The sequence below is a fragment of the Sphaerisporangium dianthi genome (assembly GCF_042654065.1).
In the GTDB taxonomy this organism is placed as follows: domain Bacteria; phylum Actinomycetota; class Actinomycetes; order Streptosporangiales; family Streptosporangiaceae; genus Sphaerisporangium; species Sphaerisporangium dianthi.
Map to the genome: position 1 here is coordinate 171,385 of NZ_JBHSFP010000004.1, position 19,435 is coordinate 190,819.

Below are 19,435 nucleotides of genomic sequence, written 5' to 3' on the forward strand. Positions count from 1 at the left end.
CTATTGAGCAGGGGAAACAGTATCCACGGGCTGTGGAGAAAAGAAAGTCTGCGCGACAGGCCGACGACCGGAGGAGCCGGTGCCGAGCATGCTGAGGTAAGGGGCAATATAGACAAGTGGCTCTTACCCCTCGTGTCGGCAGCCGGGAGATCCTCAGGCTCGCCGTCCCCGCCTTCGGCGCCCTGGTCGCGGAGCCGCTCTTCATCCTCGTCGACTACGCCATCGTCGGCCGCCTGGGCACGGCCTCGCTCGGCGCCCTCGGCATCGCGGGCGCCGCGCTCACCACCCTGGTGAACGTCTGCGTCTTCCTCGCGTACGGCACCACCGCAGCAGTGGCCCGGCAGGTCGGCGCGGGCAACCTCCTGCGGGCGGTCAAGCAGGGCATCGACGGGCTCTGGCTCGCCACGGCGATCGGGCTGGCACTGATCGCGATCTGCTGGCCGATCGCCCCGTGGATCGTCGAGTGGTTCGGCGCGGCTCCCGAGGTGTCCGGGCAGGCGGTCACCTACCTGCGCGTCAGCCTGCTCGGCATCCCGGCGATGCTGATCATCCTGGCCGGGACGGGCGTTCTGCGCGGCCTGCAGGACACCGTCACCCCGCTGGTCGTCTCGGTCGGGTCGTTCGCGCTGAACGCCGTGCTCAACGCCGCCTTCGTGCTGCTGTTCCACTGGGGCATCGCCGGCTCCGCCTGGGGCACCGTGGCGGCCCAGGGGCTCGGGGCCCTTGTCTACCTGCTCGTCATCGCCCGTGCGGCCCGTGAGCACAAGGTCCCCGTACGGCCGGACCTGGCCGGCGTGCGGGCCTCAGGCGCGGCGGGCATCGCGCTGATCATCCGTACGGTGTGCCTGAGGATCGTGCTGATCGCGGCCACCGTCGTGGCGACCCGCATGGGCGTCGCCCAGCTCGCGGCGCACGCGATCGCGACGCAGATCTGGTCGCTGCTCGCCTACGCCCTGGACGCGATCGCCATCGCCGGCCAGGCCATCACCGGCCGCACCCTCGGCGCGGGGCGCACGGCCGACACGCGGGCCGCCACGCGGACCATGGTGGCCTGGGGCGTCGGCTATGGGATCGTCCTGGGCGCCGCCCTCATCGTGCTGCGGCCGGTGATCCCGCACCTGTTCGGCGCCGACGCCGCCGTGAGCGCCGAGCTGGTCGCGGTCCTGTGGCCGGTCGCGCTGCTCCAGCCTCTGGCAGGCGTGGTGTTCGTGCTGGACGGCGTCCTCATCGGCGCCGGCGACCGGCGATACCTCGCCTGGGCGTCGGCGATCACGACGGCCGTCTACCTTCCCGTCGCGTTCGCCGTCGTCCACCTGGGCGGCGGCCTGGTCGCCCTGTGGGCGGCGTTCGGCCTGTGGATGGCGGCCCGCCTGGTCACCCTCGGGTCGCGCGCGTACGGACGCGCCTGGCTCGTCACCGGCGGTTGAGCACCCTGCGGGGAACCCACGCGCGTGAGGGTCGGTGAAGAACGCTTCGGCTCCGGCGCACCGGCCGCCGATCCGGGCCATCGGGACTCGATCTTCGCCGGTTCACCGGAGGTCTTCCGGTTCGCCGATCCGCCTTGTCGACGCGGCTCACCAGCGGGTCGTCCTTCTGGACGACCAGGCCGGTCTCCTCGGGGACGGCAAAAGGCCCCTTTCTTAGCAGAAAGGGGCCTTTGTGGACCTAAGCCGCGGGCGGCCCTCCCATGAGCGGGAGTACGGGCCGCCGGCGGCCGGAGCCGGCACGGTCAGGAGCCGACGACCTCGACGTCCAGGTTGGCGGACACCTCGGGGTGCAGCCGGACCGAGACGCGGTGGGAGCCGACGCTCTTGATCGCGTTGGTGATCTCGATGCGACGGCGGTCCAGGGTGGGACCGCCGGCGGCCTTGACGGCGTCGGCGATGTCACCGGTGGTCACCGAGCCGAACAGGCGGCCGGAGTCGCCGGCGCGCGTCTTCAGCGTGACCCGCAGAGCGCCGAGCCGGCCGGCGACCTCCTTGGCGGTGCCGAGGTCGCGGATCTCGCGGGCGTCGCGCGCCTTCTTGATCGAGTCGATCTGCTTCTCGCCGCCACGGGTCCAGCGCATGGCGAACCCGCGCGGGATCAGGTAGTTGCGGCCGTAGCCGTCCTTGACCTCGACGATGTCACCGGGCGCGCCGAGGCCCGAGACCTCATTGGTGAGAATGAGCTTCATATCTGCAAGCCTCCTGTCAGCGCGCAGTGCTCGTGTACGGCAGCAGCGCCATCTCACGAGCATTCTTGATCGCGGTCGCCACGTCACGCTGGTGCTGGGTGCAGTTGCCCGTCACCCGGCGGGCACGGATCTTGCCGCGGTCGGAGATGAACTTCCGCAGCAGCGCCGTGTCCTTGTAGTCGACGTAGGAGATCTTGTCATGGCAGAACAGGCAAACCTTCTTCTTCGGCTTGCGCAGTGCCGGCTTCGCCATCTTGGTGCTCCTCCTAAGAGAGCCCCGCATGACGCGGGAATGGTCGATCGGTTACTGGAATGGGTGGGTGATCAGAAGGGGGGCTCGTCGCTGAGGTCGCCGCCACCGCCACCGCCGCCGAAGCCGCCCTGGTTGTAGCCGCCACCCTGGTTGTAGCCCCCGCCGCCGCCACCGCTGAAACCGCCGCCCGAGGGCGCCGGAGTGGCCGAGGCCCACGGGTCGTCGGCGCCGCCGCCGAACCCGCCGCCTCCGCCGCCGCCGCCCTGACGCGCGGTCTTGTTGACCTTGGTGGTGGCGTTGCGCAAGGACGGGCCGACCTCGTCGACCTCGACCTCGTAGACCGTGCGCTTCTCGCCTTCCTTGGTCTCATACGACCGCTGGCGCAGCCGCCCCTGGACGATGACCCGCATCCCACGCTGGAGGCTCTCGGCGACGTTCTCCGCCGCCTGGCGCCACACGTTGCAGGTCAGGAAGAGGCTCTCGCCATCCTTCCACTCGTTGGTCTGGCGGTCCATGAACCGCGGAGTGGACGCGATGCGGAACCGGGCCACGGCCTGCCCCGAAGGGGTGAAACGCAGCTCGGGGTCGTCGACAAGATTGCCGACGATGGTGATCGTTGTGTCGCCTGCTGCCATCGGTCGCTTTCGCCTTCCTGCGTGAGTCTGCGCAGCCTGTCGGGGCTCAGAGTACGGCCACCGCCCGACAAAAGCCGGGCTTCCGCGGACTCGGAGCCGCTCAGTGCATGTCGGGGCGCAGCACCTTGGTGCGCAGAATGCCTTCGTTCAGGTTGAGCTGGCGGTCGAGCTCCTTGACGGTGGCCGGAGCCGCCGTCAGGTCGATGACGGCGTAGATGCCCTCGGACTTCTTGATGATGTCGTAGGCCAGCCGGCGACGACCCCACACGTCGACCTTCTCCACGGTGCCGCCATCGTTGCGGACGACGGTGAGGAACTGGTCGAGCGAGGGAGTCACCGTGCGCTCATCGAGGGACGGGTCGAGGATGACCATCACTTCGTAACGACGCATGCGGACTTCCAACCTCCTCTGGACTTTTGCGGTCACGACACCATGCCGTGACAGGAGGACGCTGACGTCGTCGCCCTCGCCTTTCGGTGGCAGGGCGACCGCGTGGCCGATGTTCGGCATGCCGAACGGCACGCATATGCGACGCAGCCCAGGAAGTCTACCAGGGCCGCACGACCGGCCTGCCGCGATTGCCGACCGTCACAACGGGAACGTGGCAGGAAACGGGAGGAATAGGAAAGGAGGTGGTTGTCATGCCATCTGCCACAGATCGTGCAGGCAGAGAGCACTTCCACCTGACGCTGAACTCCGACGGCGGGAGCCACACCCGTGAGAACGTCCTGACGCTGGTGGCGCTGGCGTGCGGCGTCATCGCGTTCATCAGCGGCCCGATGGTGGCGGCGCACATCGTCGCCTCATGGGCGGGAACGATCGGTTTCGTGGTGGGGATGTACTCCCAATATGTGTCGGCCACGACCGCCGAGCGGTCCGTGAACATCGTCGCCATCGTCATGTCGTTCGTCGGCGTCGCGATGGGCGTGTTTCACGGCGGGTTCATCTGACCGAGCCGGCACCACGCGGCCATGGCGGCGGGCTCATCGGCCGCGGGTGGGGCGACCGGGCGCGTCCGCCCGGCAGGATCCTCCGTGATGGGGCGCCCCCCGAGGCGCCCCACCGATCACTCGCCGCCGATGTGGAGGTCGACTCCGAGCAGGATCAGGAACCACAGGAAGACAGCGAGCAGGGCTTGGGCGATCCTCCTGAGCAAAGAGGGGGTGATGTAATCGTGAACCCATGCCACGTAGATGCCGATGAGAATGTAGATCAGGCCTAAGAGGCTGACCCCGCGGCGGTAGTAGGCCACAGTCGTCTCCTATATGTCACGGCACGCGAGTCTCAGGGCGTACCAGCCTGGCGCTCCCACTGCCCCTGGTGCAGGCCTTGAAACGGCTAGGCTCGTCCCATGGTTCGTATCGGAGCTCACGTCGACCGAGATGACCCGCTGACTCATGCGGCGGCCCGCGACGCCGAGGTCGCGCAGTTCTTCCTGGGCGATCCGCAGGGGTGGAAAGGGCCGGTGCTGCCCGAGAACGCCGCGGCCCTCGCCACCTCAGATATCGACGTCTACATCCACGCCCCGTACGTGATCAACGTCGCCACCGCGAACAACCGCATCCGCATCCCGAGCCGCAAACTGCTCGCCGGCCAGTTGGAGGCGGCGGCGTCGATCGGCGCCAAGGGTCTGATCGTGCACGGCGGTCACGTCGGCAAGGACGACGATCCGCAGGTCGGGTTCGACAACTGGCGCAAGGTCTTCGAGCGTCTGGAGACCCCGATCCCCGTCCTGATCGAGAACACCGCCGGCGGGGGCAACGCGATGGCGCGCAGGCTCGAGCGCCTCGCGCGGCTGTGGGAGGCGCTCGACGGCTTCGACGTGGGGTTCTGCCTGGACACCTGCCACGCGCACGCCGGCGGTGAAGAGCTCGCCGACGTGGTCGACCGGGTCAAGGCCATCACGGGGCGCATCGACCTGATCCACTGCAACGACTCACGCGACGCCTTCGACTCCGGCGCCGACAGGCACGCCAACCTCGGCAAGGGACAGATCGACCCTGAGCTGATCCTGGGCGTGTGCCGTGCCGCGGGGGCGCCGATCGTCGTGGAGACCCCTTCCGACGGGCAGGCGGCCGACATCGCCTTCCTCCGTGAGCACCTTTGATCCACAGCCTGTGGATAAATCCCCTGGATTACGGCGACGGGAAAAGGGGTAAGGGCGGCGCGCGATAAGCCTCCGCGGACGCGACCCCCCGGACGGGCGCGTCAACCCGCCCAGGCGCCTCTCATGAAGGTCAGCGTGTTCAGCACCATGAGCGGCCCGGCCACCAGCGCGTACAACACCAGCACCCAGCGGTGGCGTACCGACACCCTGCCGAGCATCACCCACAGCGGCCACCACAGCAGGGCCGCGCGCGGGACCGACAGGTAGTACGCCGAGAACAAAAGGGCGCCGAGCTGCAGGCCGACGTAGACGAACTCGCTCCACCTGCGCGCCACGAGCAGCCAGATCAGTACGGCGCCGCCGAGCAGAGCTCCGGCGATCTCCATGCGGAACGCCCAGACGAACTGCCCGTCTCCGCCCGCCATGCTCCAGGTGGTCATGAACGACTGCCACGGCCACACCATCTCCCGTCCCCAGCCCGCTTGCTGCGCGTGCTGCCAGGCGAGCCAGTCGCCTGTGCGCCCGTGCTGGTAGGCCGAGTAGGCGACCAGCGGGAGGAACGGGACCAGTAGCCACCATGCCTGACGAACCCGCTCGCGCCGCACGACGAATTCCACGATCAGCGCGAGCGCGAGGAACAGGCCGGTGATGCGCACGCAGGACGCGCCGGCCGCCAGCAGCGCCGCCGCCGACCAGTCTCCGCGCTTCGCGTACAGCCAGGCGGGGATCGCGAACGCCAGGAACAGCGACTCGCTGTACCCGGCGAACAGGAACACCGCCATGGGGAACATCAGGATCGCGAGCACCGCCCGCCGTCCGGCGCCGGCAGGTCCCTCGAAGTCGGCCAGCCGTGCCAGGGCCACCATCGCCACCGCGCCGGCGACGAACGAGATCAGCAGACCGGCGAGCGACCAGTCGGGGACGATCACGTGGACCAGGCGCAGCGCGAGGGGCATCCCGGGGAAGAAGGCGGGCAGGCCGGCGTCGGGGTTCTCGGCCGGATCACCGCCGTAGCCGAACTTCGCGATCTTCACCATGAGCCCGGCGTCCCAGTGCACCCAGCGCTCCAGGAACGGCGTGTTGTTCGCCTCGCCGCCCAGCACCCCCGCACCGACCGTCATCGCGACGACTATCCCGAGGCGCGACCCCAGCCACGCCAACAGCGCATCGCCGGTGGAGGAACGTACAGGCACCGGAGAGACGGTCTCCGGTGCCGGCTCCGGCTCCGGTGGGGAGGTCTCCTGGGGGGAGGTCTGCACACATAGGAGAATAGGGGGTCAAGCCGGACTCTCGATCAGAGATCACACAAAACCACAGCGGTCATGAAGGACCGGGAGCGGGCTCCCGCACCACCGGCCGAGTCGGCGCCCGCAGGACGAAGCGGTCCTCGGCGCCGTCGAAGACCCCGCCCACCGGATCGTCCACGCCGCCCTGCCGGATGATGTCGTGCTCGGGACGCATGATGTCCCTGATCACGAAGGCCACCATGATCGCGATGGTGATCGCCCGCGCCCACACCGCCGTGAAGTAGGCCCCGTCGCCGATGCCGAGTGCCTCGCCGCCCGACTGCACATGCACCAGATACAGCCAGATCGCGAAGAAGTACCAGCACTCGGCGACCTGCCACAGGGCCAGCGGCTTCCAGTTCGGCCGCGCCAGCACCGCGAACGGCACCAGCCACAGCACGTACTGCGGAGACCACACCTTGTTGGTGACCATGAAGGCGGCCAGCACCAGGAAGCAGAGTTGCATGAGCCTCGGCCGGGTGGGCGCGATGAGCGCGAGCAGGGCTATGCCGAGGCAGAGCAGGGCGAACGACCCGATGCCGAGGGTGTCCAGTCGCGCGGCGTCACCGAGGAACGGCCACTGCCGATTCTGGAAGAAGAACCACAGCGACCCCCAGTCGGCTCCGCGCTCGCTGCTGAAGACGTAGAACCTCTTCCATCCGGTGAACGCCAGCAGCATGAACGGCAGGTTGACGACCACCCACGTGATCACCGTGCCGCCCAGCGTCCACAGGAAGGGCGACAGCTTGCGCGTTCGCAGAGCCAGCAGCAGTAAAGGGCCGAAGAAGATCACCGGGTAGAACTTCGTGGCGATGGCGAGGCCGAGCAGCACTCCTGCCAGGAAGTGCGCCCGCCGGGACCAGGCGAGGAAGGCGCCGAGGCTGAGCGCGCCGCACATCAGGTCCCAGTTGATGTACGCGGTGAGGATGAGCGCGGGCGCCACCGCGTACCAGGCCGCGTCCCACGGCCGGCCCTGCAGGCCGGCCAGCGCCACCATGATGACCACCCCGGCCACCAGCGACACGGCCATGACGATCACGGTGAGGTCGTAGAACCGGACGCCCGGATCACTGGTGCCCGTCACGAGCTTCTGGATGCCCCACATCAGGGAGCCGATGCCGACCGGGTATTCGACCGGATGTCCGAAATAGGGCGTGACGCCCTGGTCGAGCTTCTCGTTCCACCACAGCGGATAGATATCGGTGTAGCAGAAGTTGAGGAACTGCTGAGTGCCGTCGTTCCACGCCCCGCCGAACCGGCACGGCGCCTTCCATGCGTACGCGAGAATCGCCCCGACGGCCGCGAGCAGCCCGAGGGGGACGAACGGCAGCGCGGCGCGCGCCACGGAGCCGGCGGGACCCGGCAGGGACGTGGAACGGGTCATGACGTCGTCCGATCAGCGAGAGGGCGCGGGCGTCGAGCGGCGTCCGCCCGACGCGGTCGGGGTGGGGACCGGCGTGGCGGCGCCGCTCGGGGCGCTGCCCTGGTTGTACGGGTCACCCCCGCCACCGCCGCCGTTGTTGTTGCAGGAGTCGTCCCAGGGCATGCAGTCGCCCTGGGGATTGCCGTTGGGGTTGCCGTTGTCGTTCGGGGCACCATTGTCGTCGGGGAAGCCGTCACCGTCAGGGAAGCCGTCGCCGTCGGGGAAGCCGGGGTCGGCGGTGGGCGTCGGCGTCGGGACCGGCTTGGGCGCCAGGTCCAGCGGGTTGCCGATGTTCGACGGCGGCGGGAACTCCATGGGCTTGCGCCCCTTCATCGCCTCGCTCATGAACGCCCGCCAGACGCGGGCGGGCACGGTGCCTCCGTCGAAGTTGTTGCCCAGCGACAGCTCGGCCCCGGTCTTGCGGTCCTCCTTGTACATGCCGACCGCCGTCGACAACTGCGGGGTGAAGCCGACGAACCAGGCTTCCTTGTTGTCGTTGTTCGTTCCGGTCTTTCCCGCCACCGGACGGTCGGCCAGCGCCGCCGCCGTACCCGTTCCGCCCTTGACGACCGACCGCAGGGCCACGATCGAGTCCGCCGCCACATCTTCGGAGATGACCTGCTTGGGCGACTTGTCCTCGTTGACGACCTCGGTGCCGTCCGGCGCGATGACCTTGACGACGGTGTGCGTCTTGTAGTGCTTCCCCTTGTTGGCGAAGATCGAGTACCCGCCCGCCTGTTCGACGGGGGTCACACCGGCGCTGCCGATGGAGAACAGGAACCTGTGCTCGTCGACGTCCTTGTCGAGGCTCTCTTTGCTCAGCCCGGCGTCCTCGGCGATGCGCTTGACCGCGTCCAGCCCGACCTCGGCGCCCATCTGGCCGAAGGCGGTGTTGATGGAGTGCTGGGTCGCGTAGACGATGTTCATGGACTGCGGGGTGGAGTGGCCGTTGAAGATCGGCGTGGTGCCCTCGAGCTTGAGCGGCTGCTTGCCGGTCACATAGCTCTTCAGGCTGTTCCCGGCCTTCAGCCACGCCGCGAGCACGTACGGCTTGAACGCCGACGCCGCCTGCTTGCGGGCCTGGAACGCCTCGTTGAACTGGTCGGGGTGCTTGCCGAGGTAGTTGTCACCGCCGTAGAACGCCACCACCCGGCCGTTGTTCGGGTCGACCGCGGCAAGGCCGGTGTGGACCTCCTTGGGCAGGCCGGCCGTGGTCTGCTTGACCGCCGTCCTGGCCGCCTTCATGAGGTTCTTGTCGAAGGTGGTGTAGACCTTGTACCCGCCGGTCTCGATGTCGGAGCGCCTGATGCCCGCCGACTCGAGCTCCTTGAGCACCTCGGTGATCATGTACCCGTGCAGGCCGGCGAAGGCCTGGGAGATGGTGCGGGGCTTGGGCTTGGGGTACTTCAGCGTCGTCGGGTAGTTGCCGTACTTCTGCGGGTTGACCTCGGCCATCTGCCTCAGCACGTACTCGAAGCGGAACTTCGTGCCCGAGAAGTCCTTCTTCTGCTCTTCCGCTATGTCGAACTGCCCCGGCTGCTGGATGCGGCCGGCCAGGTACGCGGCCTCGGCGGGGGTGAGCTTCTTGACGCCGTGACCGAAGAACTCCCTGGCCGCCGCCTCGATGCCGTAGGTGTTGCGCCCGAAGGGAACGATGTTCAGGTAGTACTCGAGGACCTTGTCCTTGGACCACTCTTTGTCGAGCTTGACGGCGATGAAGATCTCCTTGACCTTCCGCTTGACCGTCCGCTCCTGGCTGAGGCCCTTGAAGTAGGCGCGAGCCATCTGCTGGGTGATCGTGGAGGCGCCCTGCACCTGGGCCCCGGTGGCGGTGCTCCACGCCGAGCGCACGATGCCCGACAGCGAGATTCCGGGGTCGGTGTAGAACGTCTTGTTCTCGGCGGCGACCACGGCGTCGCGGACGTACTGCGGCACGTCCTTGATGTCCACCAGTCGCCGCTCGGTGCCGAGGCTGGCCATGAGCGAGTTGTCGGCGTAGTAGAACCGGCTGCCCTGCGAGGTCGCCGTCTCCTGGGCGGCCGTCGGCATCTCGGTGTTGGCGTAGGCGACGGCGATCATGCCGAAGACGCCGGCCGCCAGGACGACGAACGCCGCCATGACGATCTTCCAGTTCGGGAGGAACCGCTTCCAGCCGCGGCCGCCGGGCTCCTCCTCCCGCCGCGCCCGGCGCCCACCCGGGGGCTCGTCGCCGGGACCGCGTCCGCCGGGACCTCCTGGACCGTCGGAGCCGCCACGTCCGCCCGGACCGCCGGCACGCGCGGAACCCCCCGGAGCCCTGCGAGAACGCCTCGCGCCGCCGGCGTCGCGGTTCACCGCGGTCTCGGCGTCGGAGACCTCACGCCGCTGGGCGCCCGGTGCCGACCCGGCCACCTGGCCCATCGACTGGGTGTCCTCGAACGCCGCCTCGGAGCGGCGGGGCCGTGCCGCCGCCTGGCCCCGGCGCGGGTCGCCGGGGGGTGGCTGCCGCACATCGGCCGCGGCCGGGCGGGGACGGGGGCCGGGGGCTGGGCGTCCGGTCGGGGGGCGCTGTGGAGAGGTCCATCCCGCATCGGGGACCGGCTGCGGGGCGGCACGCCGCCCGGAGCCCTGGTCGTACGCCGGCGCCGACGGCGCTGAGTGGTCTCCACCGGCGGGCGCGTCCCCTTGGGGAGAGCGACGGCGCCGCCCGGGACGAGCTGATCCACCGGTGCCCTCGGTCGGGCCGGGGCGGCCGGTCGGCTCGGGGCCATAGCTGCTGTAACTCACGCGTCCTCGTTGGGTCATCTGGCGATCTGGAGGGTCTTCGACGTCTGTCTGCGGCAGGCGGAGAGCATGCCTCCCGGCGGAACTCAACTGCACATGGCTACGTCTCTTCGGGGTGCCCGCCTGAGTCGGAGCCGTTCTGTCGCATGGTGCCTGAGTTGCCCGGTGGCCCGCCGTTGCCCAGGACGAAGGAAACCGTCAGGTGATTCCATGAACAACCTTGGCAGACCTCGACAACGTAGACCCGGAATTCCTCGTATTCGTGGGCCATCTGAACAAGGTCTGACGTGGCTTTTACGCGTCCTGCGCTGCGACCTAGCGCATCGCCGTACACGTATGTGACATGAGTCACGTTCCGGTGCTCGCAGATGGGGCAGACGCGCTGCGTCGGCTCCCCGTGGTAGCGAGCGGCACGCAAGAGGTAGGGATGCGCATCGCACACATCGCGCCTGGCCGTGCGGCCGGAGCGGAGCGACTGGAGCGTCGCTCGCTTCGCGAGGCCATAGTTCACGACCCCTCGCTGTGACCACATGAGCGTCAGACTACGACTTTTTCGTCTATTCCGCCCAACCGCTTGACTGATTTCTTCATTGCGCAGTATGCCGACGCGACGTATCCTCTGGATGTATCGGCTCGATACATCGACGAGACACATCCTTGCGAGAGGGGGCGGTTCCAGTGGCGGTCGGCAAAGGCGGAGTCCTGGAACTGGCCGTGCTCGGCTCGCTGCACGAGACGCCTCTGCACGGCTATGAGCTGCGCAAACGGCTCAATACCCTGCTCGGCATGTTCCGCGCGTTCTCCTACGGCTCGCTCTACCCGTGCCTTAGGCAACTGCTCGCGAACGGGTTGATCGCAGAAGAGTCGCCCGAAGACAACACCGCTGCCACCGGGTCTCAGACCGCGATCGACAGCGCCCTGCCGCTCACCGGCCGCCGGTCGAAGATCGTGTACAAGCTGACGGCCGAGGGCAAAGAGCGGCTCCACGAACTGCTGACGCAAGCGGGGCCCTCCTCCTGGGAGGACGAGAGCTTCGGCGTTCACTTCGCCTTCTTCCGCCACACGGAGGCCGAGGTCCGGCTGCGCATCCTCGAAGGCCGCAGAAGCCGGCTGGAAGAGCGGCTCGACGGGGTGCGCACCGCTCTCGCCCGCACGCGAGAGCGTCTCGACAGCTACACGCTGGAGTTACAGCGCCATGGCTTGGAGTCGGTCGAGCGTGAGGTGCGCTGGTTGAACGAGCTGATCGATACCGAACGAGCGCAAGCCGTCCGGGCAAGAACGGACAGGGCACAGGCGCAGGACGCCGAGCCCGTTCCTGATAAGACGAACGAGTAAAGGAGCGAGTGCCATGGGTTCTGTGCGCGTAGCCATCGTCGGTGTCGGCAACTGCGCCGCTGCGCTGGTCCAGGGCGTGCACTATTACAAGGACGCCGATCCGGCCGTCCGGGTGCCCGGCCTCATGCACGTCCAGTTCGGCGACTACCACGTCGGTGACGTGGAGTTCGTGGCCGCGTTCGACGTCGACGCCAAGAAGGTCGGACGCGACCTGTCCGAGGCGATCGTCGCCTCGGAGAACAACACGATCAAGATCTGCGATGTGCCGCCGACGGGCGTCACCGTGCAGCGCGGCCCGACATATGACGGTCTCGGCGAGTTCTACCGCGAGATGATCGAGGAGTCCGACGAAGAGCCGGTCGACGTGGTCGCCGTGCTCAAGGCCGCCAGGGCGGACGTCCTGGTCTCCTACCTCCCCGTGGGGTCGGAGGACGCCGACCGCTTCTACGCCCAGTGCGCCATCGACGCGGGCGTCGCCTTCGTCAACGCGCTTCCCGTCTTCATCGCCTCCGACCCGGTCTGGGCGCAGAAGTTCACCGACGCCGGCATCCCCATCGTCGGGGACGACATCAAGTCCCAGGTCGGCGCCACCATCACCCACCGCGTCATGGCCAAGCTCTTCGAAGACCGCGGGGTCGAGCTGCTGCGCACCTACCAGCTCAACTTCGGCGGCAACATGGACTTCATGAACATGCTGGAGCGCAAGCGCCTCCAGTCCAAGAAGATCTCCAAGACGCAGTCGGTCACCTCGCAGATCCCGCACGAGATGGCCAAGGCGGACGTCCACATCGGCCCGTCCGACCACGTGCCGTGGCTGGACGACCGCAAGTGGGCGTACGTCCGCCTGGAGGGCAGGTCCTTCGGTGACACGCCGCTGAACCTCGAGTACAAACTGGAGGTCTGGGACTCCCCGAACTCCGCCGGCGTCATCATCGACGCCGTGCGCGCCGCCAAGATCGCCATGGACCGCGGCATCGGCGGCCCGATCCTGTCGGCCTCGTCGTACTTCATGAAGTCGCCGCCGGAGCAGTACTCCGACGACGACGCGCGTGACGCCGTCGAGAAGTTCATCCGCGGCGAGGTCGATCGCTGACGGCGGCTCCGGCCGCCGCCGTTTCGGCTGTCGCGAAGGCCGGTACGCCAGGCGCGGCTTCGGCGACCTGGAGGTTCAGGCGCCCCGGACAGATCGGACGGTGTGCGACGCCACCGGCACGCCGCCTCGGCTCGAAAGGAAAGCGCCCATGGTTCCACGTGAAACCATGGGCGCTTCCTCATGTCATCCCTGTGCGCGAGGGGCCGGGGCGCTGACGCCCTTCAGACGCCCGGAGCGGGCAAGCGAGCGGCGGGCGGAAGGTCCGCGTGGTCGGCGGAGGGCCAGGTATAGGGGTCGGCGCCGAGCGCCGTGAGCAACGGCACCTGTTCCGCGCACCACGGGGAGATCGCCAGCAGCCCGCACATGACGTCGTCGGTGAACTCCTTCCACGGCATCCAGCGGACGTCACCGACCTCCTCCGGGTTCGGAACCGGGGCGGCGGAGACGACGGCCCGGTAGACCGGGCACATCTCGTGCTCCACCGTGCCGTCTGCCATCACCGCGCGGTAGGTGAAGCCTGGAAGCATCAGCTCGACGTCGTCGGCCGTCAGGCCGAGCTCGTGGGCGAGCCTGCGCCCCACCGCCTCGACCGGCGGCTCCCCCGGCAGCGGGTGCCCGCAACAGCTGTTGGTCCACACCCCCGGCCAGGTGCGCTTGTGCGAGGCGCGCCGGGTGAGCAGGACCCTTCCCTCGCCGTCGAACACATAGCACGAGAACGCCAGATGCAGCGGGGTGTCGGCGCCGTGCACGACCGTCTTGGCGGCGGTGCCGATCGCCTCGCCTCGCGCGTTCACGAGCACGACATGTTCGTCCTGAGTCACGTGACCGAGGGTACGTGATCATGTCGGGTAGATGGGTTGCACTGAAGTGCTGGCACGGCGAACCGGCCAGAGAAGGGTCATCCCTGGATGAGGAAATGTCCTTCTCGGTGGACCAACCATCTACCTTGAGCGAACTCGGAGGACGAACCGCTCCAAAAACGATGGTGCCGCTCCGGCACGAGCGAGCACCGGACCACCGGACCAGGCGGAGAACAAGCACCCTTTCCGTATGCGCGACCGTCTCGGCGACGCGACGGAACCCTCGGACGTTCCGGGAACGACGGTGGCCGACACAGTTCTCATGCGGTGTCCCGGTAGATGAGGGGGAGCTTGGGCGTTCCGGGAACGACGGTGGCCGCGGCCCGAGGGCCGGGCTGCGCTCGTGACAGGTGGGCGAAATGGGGGAGTTCATCATCTGTTGGGGGTGAATCAGGGTTGTTCCCGATGTGGCGCCCCGCACATGGACAGTAGGCTGACCCGCGTGCCATTCGTCTCCGACCTCCGTGCGGTCCTTCGAGGCCGGGACTTCAGGCGTCTGTTCGCGACCCGCCTGGTCTCGCAGTTCTCCGACGGCGTGTTCCAGTTCGCCGTGGCGGGTTACGCCTTCTTCACGCCGGAGAAGCAGACGAGCGCGGCCGAGGCCGCCGTCGCGTTCGCGGTGCTCCTCCTGCCGTACTCCATCCTCGGGCCCTTCGCCGGGGTGTTCATCGACCGCTGGTCACGGCGGCAGATCTTGGTCATCGCACCGGTCGTGCGCGGGGCGCTGCTGGTGGCCGCCGCGCTGCTGGTGGCGCTGAACGCCCCCGACTGGTGCTTCTACGCCGCCGCCCTGGCGGTGCTGGGCGTCAACCGCTTCTTCCTGTCGGCCCTGAGCGCCTCGCTGCCGCACGTGGTCGAGGGTGAGCGACTGCTGCTGGCCAACGCCGTCACCCCGACCTCCGGCACGGTCGCCACGTTCGTCGGCGCCGGCGCGGGCTACCTGCTGCGCCTGGCCTTCGGCCCCGAGCACGCCGGCACCGCGGGGTTGCTGGTCGTCTCGGGAGTGGTGTTCGGGCTGAGCGCCCTCATCGCCTCCACCATGCAGAGGGACCTGCTCGGCCCGTCGTTCGACCCGAACCGCCCGCAGACCCGCCAGGCCGTTCGTCACGTGCTCACCGGGCTTGTCGACGGGGCACGCCACATGCTTCACAAGCGGGCCCCGGCGGCCGCGCTGGGCAGCATGGCCGCTCATCGGTTCATGTACGGCCTGGTCATCGTCATGACGGTGATGCTCTACCGCTTCTACTTCACCTCCAACGTCGAGGCGGGCCTGAACGAGATCACCGGCGTGCTGGCGACCTCCGGCGTCGGCTTCTTCGTGGCCGCGCTCATCACCCCGTGGGCGACCGAGCGGTTCCGCCCCGAGGCGTGGATCCCCATCATGCTGGCGACGGGAGGGGTGCTGCTGCTGGCGCTCTGCCTGCCGTTCCAGCAGATCGGCTTCCTCGCCGCCGGCTTCGTCCTGGGCGTGACCGGGCAGAGCGTGAAGATCTGCGCCGACACGATCGTCCAGCGCGACGTCGAGGACGCCTACCTCGGCCGGGTGTTCTCCATCTACGACATGCTCTTCAACGGCATGCTCGTGCTGGCCGCCGTGGCCGCCGCGTCGCTGCTCCCGGCCAACGGCAAGTCCTACCCGGTGCTGCTGATCGCCTCCATCGGTTATGTCGTGAGCGCCGTGGTCTACCGCCTCGTCGTCGGAGTCACCACCCGCCCCACCCCCCAAGAAGCCACCCGCTGACCCACACCCCCGACCGGCGCCCGCAGGCGGACGCCCACCGACGCGGTGGCGTGCGGCGCGGTCAGGAGCGCAGTGCGGCCACGGCCGCGTTCATCGCCTCGGTGATGGCGGCGAGGTCGCCAGGACCGGCGCAGTAGGGCGGCATGGTGTAGATCAGGCGCCCGAAGGGGCGCAGCCAGACGCCGTGCTCCATCACGATGCCTTGGACCTTCTCCACCTCCACCGGATCGACGGTCTCTATGACGCCGATCGCCCCGAGGACCCGGACGTCGCGCACCCCTGGGGCTCCCGCGGCCGAGGCCAGCCCTTCGCCGAGGCCCGCCTCGATGCACTTGACCTCATCGCGCCAGGGCCGCTCGAGCAGCAGGGACAGAGAGGCGTCGGCGACCGCCGCGGCCAGCGGATTGGCCATGAAGGTCGGGCCGTGCATCAGCACACCGATGCGCTCGGCGACCTCGTCGGTGCACAGCGCCGCGGCCATGGTGAGGTAGCCACCCGTCAGCGCCTTGCCCACGCACATGATGTCGGGCCGGACGCCCGCGTGATCGCAGCCGAACAGCTCGCCCGTACGCCCGAGCCCCGTGGCGATCTCGTCGGCGATGAGCAGCAGGCCGTGCTCATCGGCCAGCTCGCGCAGCCGCCTCAAGTAGGCAGGGTGGTAGAAGCGCATGCCGCCCGCCCCCTGCACCACGGGTTCGACGATGATCGCCGCCAGCTCGCCGGCGTGCCGCTCGACCATCGCTTCGAGATGGCGCAGATAGCCCTCGTCGGGGACGGCTTCGGCGGAATCTCGGGACGTGCCGGGGCGCAGGCCGTAGTCGCCCGGTGGGCGGTCGGCGAAGACATGGACGGGCAGGACACCGGTGAACAGGTGGTGCATGCCGTTCACCGGATCGCAGACGGACATCGCCCCGAAGGTGTCGCCGTGGTAGCCGCCCTTCACGGTGAGCAGGCGGCTCTTGCCGGTGCACTGGAATGCCATCTTGATGGCGACCTCGACGGCCACCGAGCCGGAGTCGGCGAAGAAGACCTTCGGCAGGCCGGTCATCTCGGCCAGCCGCCGCGCGAGGCGGACGGCCGGCTCGTGGGTGAGGCCGCCGAACATGACGTGCGCCATGTCGCCGAGCTGGTCGCGGACGGCGGCGTCCAGACGGGGGTGACCATAGCCATGGATCGCCGCCCACCAAGAGGACATGCCGTCGATCAGCTCACGGCCGTCGTCGAGCGTCAGCCGCACGCCCTTGGCCCTGGTCACAGGATGGGCGGTGACGGAGGGAGATGCGGCGGCATAGGGGTGCCACAGGTGTCTCCGGTCGAGGGCTCGCAGGTTCTCGGCGTTCATGCGGCCACCTTAATCAGGCGTGCCGTCTCCGCCCGGGCGCACGCCGCGCCTGTGGACGACCGACCCCGGACATATCACACAAGCTGGGGATGAATGCCCCGGAAAACCCGGCAACCTGTGGATGACCAGCCTGCTTGGGCCCGGGCTTCCGCCGAGGCGTCGCCGGGGGCGGAGCCGCCGTCCACGACGTTGCCGACCGGAGGCGCCGCGCCAGGCCGCCCGTCGCGACCTGGCCTCCGGTCAGCCGGAGCCCGGGACGAGACCCTGTTCGCGACCCCAGTTCAGCAGGGCCTCCTTGGCGGCGTCCTTGCCGACGATGCCCTGGTCGAGACGCATGTCCAGCAGGTACTTGTACGCCTTGCCCACCACAGGGCCCGGTCCGACGCCCAGAACCTGCTGGATCTCGTTGCCGTCCAGCTCGGGCCGCATCTTCGCCAGCTCTTCCTCGTCGGCGAGGCGGGCGATGCGCTGCTCGAGGTCGTCGTAGGTGCGTGACAGGGCCTGGGCCTTGCGCTTGTTGCGGGTCGTGCAGTCGGCGCGGGTGAGCTTGTGCAGCCGCTCCAGCAGGTGGCCGCCGTCGCGGACGTACCGGCGCACGGCGGAGTCGGTCCACTCGCCGGTGCCGTAGCCGTGGAAGCGCAGGTGCAGCTCGACCAGCCGGGCGACGTCGGCGACGACGTCCTTGGGGAAACGCAGCTCGCCGAGGCGCTTCTTGGCCATCTGGGCGCCCACCACCTCGTGGTGGTGGAAGGAGACCCGGCCGGCCTCCTCGTACCGGCGCGTCTTGGGCTTGCCGATGTCGTGCAGCAGCGCCGCCCACCGGAGCACGCGGTCGGGCCCGGCGGCCTCCAGCGCGATGGCCTGCTCGAGCACGATGAGGGTGTGCTCGTAGACGTCCTTGTGGCGGTGGTGCTCGTCGATCTCGAGCCGCAGCTTGGGCAGCTCGGGCAGCACGTGGGCGGCCAGGCCGGTGTCGGTCAGGAGGCCGAGGCCCTCGCGGGGGCCGGCGCCGCAGATCAGCTTGTCCAGCTCGTCGCGGATGCGCTCGGCGGACACGATCTCGATGCGGTCTGCCATCGACGTCATGGCCGCGACGACCGCGGGGTCGACGGTGAAACCGAGCTGGGAGGCGAAGCGCGCCGCCCTCAGCATCCGGAGCGGGTCGTCGTCGAAGGACCGCTCGGGCGTGCCGGGCGTGCGCAGCGCCTTGGCGGCGAGGTCGGACAGGCCGCCGTACGGGTCGACGAACTCGTGCCCGGGCAGCCGCACGGCCATGGCGTTGACCGCGAAGTCCCGCCGCTCGAGATCGGCTTCGAGGGTCTCGCCGTAGACGACCTCGGGCTTGCGGGACTTGGGGTCGTAGGACTCGCTGCGGTAGGTGGTGATCTCAAGGACCCAGTTGCCCTTGCGCACGCCGACCGTTCCGAAGTCGATGCCGATGGTCCAGATGGAGTCGGCCCAGTCTCTGACGATTTCCAGCACCCGCTCCGGGCGCGCGTCGGTGGTCAGGTCAAGGTCGTTGCCGATGCGGCCGAGCAGGACGTCGCGAACCGAGCCGCCGACCACGGCGAGCTCGTGCCGCTGCGCGGCGAACAGTTCGCCGAGCTCGTCGACGACCGGAGCAATGCGCCGGAATAGGTCGGTCACTGCCCTCTGCTGACTAACGCTCAGATTTGAGACGGACAAGCTGGGTAGGTCCTTCGGTTACGGAAGCAAATCTCTGAGCTAGCCCTGGTGTGACCCGCCCGGGACACACCCCGAGCGATCACCAGGTTACGGTCGGTCGTAGATCCGTCGGGGGCACCCGGACAAGACAAGGAGCACGAGAGATGAAAGATGCCCTCGCGATCCATCGCTGGCTCCTGTCCCACCAGATCCACCATGAGATCGTACGGCTTCCCCGCGCCTTGACATGCGCCGACGACCTCCCGGCCATTCTCCACGCCGAGCCGTCCTCCTGCATTCGAGTGACGGTCTTCGAGGTCACGACCCGCAACCAGCGCGAGCCCGTGGCCGTGGTCACCACGGTCGCCTCGCCCCCTCGCCCGGGAGCCGTCGGAGCGCTTCTCGGCGCCCGCCGGGTGCGCCCGGCACCCGCGTTCCTGGTCAACTCGGCCACCGACTACGCCGCCACATGCGTGTCACCTCTGCTGCTTCCTCAGGAACTCACCGTCCTGATCGACGAGCAGTTGGCCGCCCCCGGCGACCCTGACGAGATGGTGTGCACCCCGACCGGCGAGCGGCGCACCGCCCTGCGCCTGAGGACCCTTGACCTGCTGTCTCTCACGCGGGGAAAGCAGGTGGACCTGCAATCACCGCGGCACAGGACGGTGCGCATGCCCGGCACCCGGGAGGTGCGGCAGGTGAGAGGCGCCCCACGCTGCGAATCGCCGCCCGCTCTGCTTTAGGCCATACCATTC

The 19,435-nt window shown here is 68.8% G+C and carries 19 protein-coding genes; 7 read left to right on the forward strand and 12 right to left on the reverse strand.

Annotation, left to right across the window (positions count from 1 at the left end):
- Positions 1 to 116 precede the first annotated feature (116 nt).
- Positions 117 to 1,427 carry an MATE family efflux transporter gene (locus ACFO60_RS08680; protein WP_380838955.1) on the forward strand — a complete coding sequence of 437 codons (1,311 nt, stop codon included), beginning with the start codon at positions 117 to 119 and terminating at the stop codon, positions 1,425 to 1,427.
- Positions 1,428 to 1,729: 302 nt separating this feature from the next.
- On the opposite strand, the gene rplI is transcribed toward ACFO60_RS08680, so the two are convergent.
- The 4 genes from rplI to rpsF all read right to left on the reverse strand — a co-directional run bounded on the left by rplI (position 1,730) and on the right by rpsF (position 3,455).
- Positions 1,730 to 2,176, reverse strand: coding sequence for a 50S ribosomal protein L9 (rplI, locus tag ACFO60_RS08685; RefSeq protein ID WP_380838957.1), 447 nt, complete (start codon positions 2,174 to 2,176; stop codon positions 1,730 to 1,732).
- Between the two features lie 16 nt (positions 2,177 to 2,192).
- Positions 2,193 to 2,429 carry a 30S ribosomal protein S18 gene (rpsR, locus tag ACFO60_RS08690; protein WP_061256131.1) on the reverse strand — a complete coding sequence of 79 codons (237 nt, stop codon included), beginning with the start codon at positions 2,427 to 2,429 and terminating at the stop codon, positions 2,193 to 2,195.
- 71 nt (positions 2,430 to 2,500) lie between these two features.
- Positions 2,501 to 3,064 (reverse strand): single-stranded DNA-binding protein, encoded by a 564-nt coding sequence (locus tag ACFO60_RS08695; RefSeq protein ID WP_380838959.1) that lies wholly within the window; start codon positions 3,062 to 3,064, stop codon positions 2,501 to 2,503.
- Positions 3,065 to 3,164: 100 nt separating this feature from the next.
- Complete coding sequence (rpsF, locus tag ACFO60_RS08700; RefSeq protein WP_380838961.1) at positions 3,165 to 3,455, reverse strand: 30S ribosomal protein S6; 291 nt, start codon at positions 3,453 to 3,455, stop codon at positions 3,165 to 3,167.
- A gap of 251 nt (positions 3,456 to 3,706) precedes the next feature.
- Between rpsF and ACFO60_RS08705 the strand changes: the two genes are divergently transcribed.
- A complete protein-coding gene (locus tag ACFO60_RS08705; protein ID WP_380838963.1) occupies positions 3,707 to 4,015 on the forward strand; it encodes a hypothetical protein in 309 nt (102 codons plus the stop codon).
- Positions 4,016 to 4,131: 116 nt separating this feature from the next.
- On the opposite strand, the gene ACFO60_RS08710 is transcribed toward ACFO60_RS08705, so the two are convergent.
- Positions 4,132 to 4,317, reverse strand: coding sequence for a hypothetical protein (locus ACFO60_RS08710; protein ID WP_380838964.1), 186 nt, complete (start codon positions 4,315 to 4,317; stop codon positions 4,132 to 4,134).
- A gap of 99 nt (positions 4,318 to 4,416) precedes the next feature.
- Between ACFO60_RS08710 and ACFO60_RS08715 the strand changes: the two genes are divergently transcribed.
- Complete coding sequence (locus ACFO60_RS08715; RefSeq protein WP_380838966.1) at positions 4,417 to 5,172, forward strand: deoxyribonuclease IV; 756 nt, start codon at positions 4,417 to 4,419, stop codon at positions 5,170 to 5,172.
- 101 nt (positions 5,173 to 5,273) lie between these two features.
- On the opposite strand, the gene ACFO60_RS08720 is transcribed toward ACFO60_RS08715, so the two are convergent.
- From ACFO60_RS08720 to ACFO60_RS08735, 4 genes are all read right to left on the reverse strand, one after another.
- Positions 5,274 to 6,293, reverse strand: coding sequence for a mannosyltransferase family protein (locus tag ACFO60_RS08720; protein WP_380838968.1), 1,020 nt, complete (start codon positions 6,291 to 6,293; stop codon positions 5,274 to 5,276).
- A gap of 199 nt (positions 6,294 to 6,492) precedes the next feature.
- Positions 6,493 to 7,842 (reverse strand): glycosyltransferase family 87 protein, encoded by a 1,350-nt coding sequence (locus ACFO60_RS08725; protein WP_380838970.1) that lies wholly within the window; start codon positions 7,840 to 7,842, stop codon positions 6,493 to 6,495.
- 12 nt (positions 7,843 to 7,854) lie between these two features.
- A complete protein-coding gene (locus tag ACFO60_RS08730; protein WP_380838972.1) occupies positions 7,855 to 10,371 on the reverse strand; it encodes a transglycosylase domain-containing protein in 2,517 nt (838 codons plus the stop codon).
- 373 nt (positions 10,372 to 10,744) lie between these two features.
- Positions 10,745 to 11,299, reverse strand: a complete 555-nt coding sequence (locus ACFO60_RS08735) for a DUF5318 family protein (protein ID WP_380838974.1) — start codon at positions 11,297 to 11,299, stop codon at positions 10,745 to 10,747.
- A gap of 23 nt (positions 11,300 to 11,322) precedes the next feature.
- Here ACFO60_RS08735 and ACFO60_RS08740 point away from each other — a divergent pair, with 23 nt between their 5' ends.
- Positions 11,323 to 11,979, forward strand: coding sequence for a PadR family transcriptional regulator (locus tag ACFO60_RS08740; protein ID WP_380838976.1), 657 nt, complete (start codon positions 11,323 to 11,325; stop codon positions 11,977 to 11,979).
- A 13-nt stretch (positions 11,980 to 11,992) separates the two neighbouring features.
- A complete protein-coding gene (locus tag ACFO60_RS08745; protein ID WP_380838978.1) occupies positions 11,993 to 13,072 on the forward strand; it encodes an inositol-3-phosphate synthase in 1,080 nt (359 codons plus the stop codon).
- 221 nt (positions 13,073 to 13,293) lie between these two features.
- Here ACFO60_RS08745 and idi read toward each other — a convergent pair whose 3' ends face one another.
- Positions 13,294 to 13,893, reverse strand: coding sequence for an isopentenyl-diphosphate Delta-isomerase (idi, locus tag ACFO60_RS08750; protein WP_380838980.1), 600 nt, complete (start codon positions 13,891 to 13,893; stop codon positions 13,294 to 13,296).
- A gap of 481 nt (positions 13,894 to 14,374) precedes the next feature.
- Here idi and ACFO60_RS08755 point away from each other — a divergent pair, with 481 nt between their 5' ends.
- Positions 14,375 to 15,673 (forward strand): MFS transporter, encoded by a 1,299-nt coding sequence (locus tag ACFO60_RS08755; protein WP_380838982.1) that lies wholly within the window; start codon positions 14,375 to 14,377, stop codon positions 15,671 to 15,673.
- Positions 15,674 to 15,734: 61 nt separating this feature from the next.
- On the opposite strand, the gene ACFO60_RS08760 is transcribed toward ACFO60_RS08755, so the two are convergent.
- Both ACFO60_RS08760 and ACFO60_RS08765 read right to left on the reverse strand, forming a co-directional pair.
- Positions 15,735 to 17,015: an adenosylmethionine--8-amino-7-oxononanoate transaminase gene (locus tag ACFO60_RS08760; protein ID WP_380838983.1), complete on the reverse strand. Its 1,281-nt coding sequence runs from the start codon at positions 17,013 to 17,015 to the stop codon at positions 15,735 to 15,737.
- Between the two features lie 240 nt (positions 17,016 to 17,255).
- Positions 17,256 to 18,701 carry a CCA tRNA nucleotidyltransferase gene (locus ACFO60_RS08765; protein WP_380838985.1) on the reverse strand — a complete coding sequence of 482 codons (1,446 nt, stop codon included), beginning with the start codon at positions 18,699 to 18,701 and terminating at the stop codon, positions 17,256 to 17,258.
- A gap of 143 nt (positions 18,702 to 18,844) precedes the next feature.
- Between ACFO60_RS08765 and ACFO60_RS08770 the strand changes: the two genes are divergently transcribed.
- Positions 18,845 to 19,423 carry an aminoacyl-tRNA deacylase gene (locus tag ACFO60_RS08770; RefSeq protein WP_380838987.1) on the forward strand — a complete coding sequence of 193 codons (579 nt, stop codon included), beginning with the start codon at positions 18,845 to 18,847 and terminating at the stop codon, positions 19,421 to 19,423.
- The last annotated feature ends 12 nt before the right edge of the window (positions 19,424 to 19,435 follow it).

What these genes read in the sequence shown, in the direction of transcription:
- rplI (WP_380838957.1), bottom strand. Translation starts at nt 2,176, where the DNA reads ATGAAGCTCATTCTCACCAATGAGGTCTCGGGCCTCGGCGCGCCCGGT.
- rpsR (WP_061256131.1), bottom strand. Translation starts at nt 2,429, where the DNA reads ATGGCGAAGCCGGCACTGCGCAAGCCGAAGAAGAAGGTTTGCCTGTTC.
- ACFO60_RS08695 (WP_380838959.1), bottom strand. Translation starts at nt 3,064, where the DNA reads ATGGCAGCAGGCGACACAACGATCACCATCGTCGGCAATCTTGTCGAC.
- rpsF (WP_380838961.1), bottom strand. Translation starts at nt 3,455, where the DNA reads ATGCGTCGTTACGAAGTGATGGTCATCCTCGACCCGTCCCTCGATGAG.
- ACFO60_RS08705 (WP_380838963.1), top strand. Translation starts at nt 3,707, where the DNA reads ATGCCATCTGCCACAGATCGTGCAGGCAGAGAGCACTTCCACCTGACG.
- ACFO60_RS08715 (WP_380838966.1), top strand. Translation starts at nt 4,417, where the DNA reads ATGGTTCGTATCGGAGCTCACGTCGACCGAGATGACCCGCTGACTCAT.
- ACFO60_RS08720 (WP_380838968.1), bottom strand. Translation starts at nt 6,293, where the DNA reads ATGACGGTCGGTGCGGGGGTGCTGGGCGGCGAGGCGAACAACACGCCG.
- ACFO60_RS08725 (WP_380838970.1), bottom strand. Translation starts at nt 7,842, where the DNA reads ATGACCCGTTCCACGTCCCTGCCGGGTCCCGCCGGCTCCGTGGCGCGC.
- ACFO60_RS08735 (WP_380838974.1), bottom strand. Translation starts at nt 11,299, where the DNA reads ATGTGTCTCGTCGATGTATCGAGCCGATACATCCAGAGGATACGTCGC.
- ACFO60_RS08745 (WP_380838978.1), top strand. Translation starts at nt 11,993, where the DNA reads ATGGGTTCTGTGCGCGTAGCCATCGTCGGTGTCGGCAACTGCGCCGCT.
- ACFO60_RS08760 (WP_380838983.1), bottom strand. Translation starts at nt 17,015, where the DNA reads ATGAACGCCGAGAACCTGCGAGCCCTCGACCGGAGACACCTGTGGCAC.
- ACFO60_RS08770 (WP_380838987.1), top strand. Translation starts at nt 18,845, where the DNA reads ATGAAAGATGCCCTCGCGATCCATCGCTGGCTCCTGTCCCACCAGATC.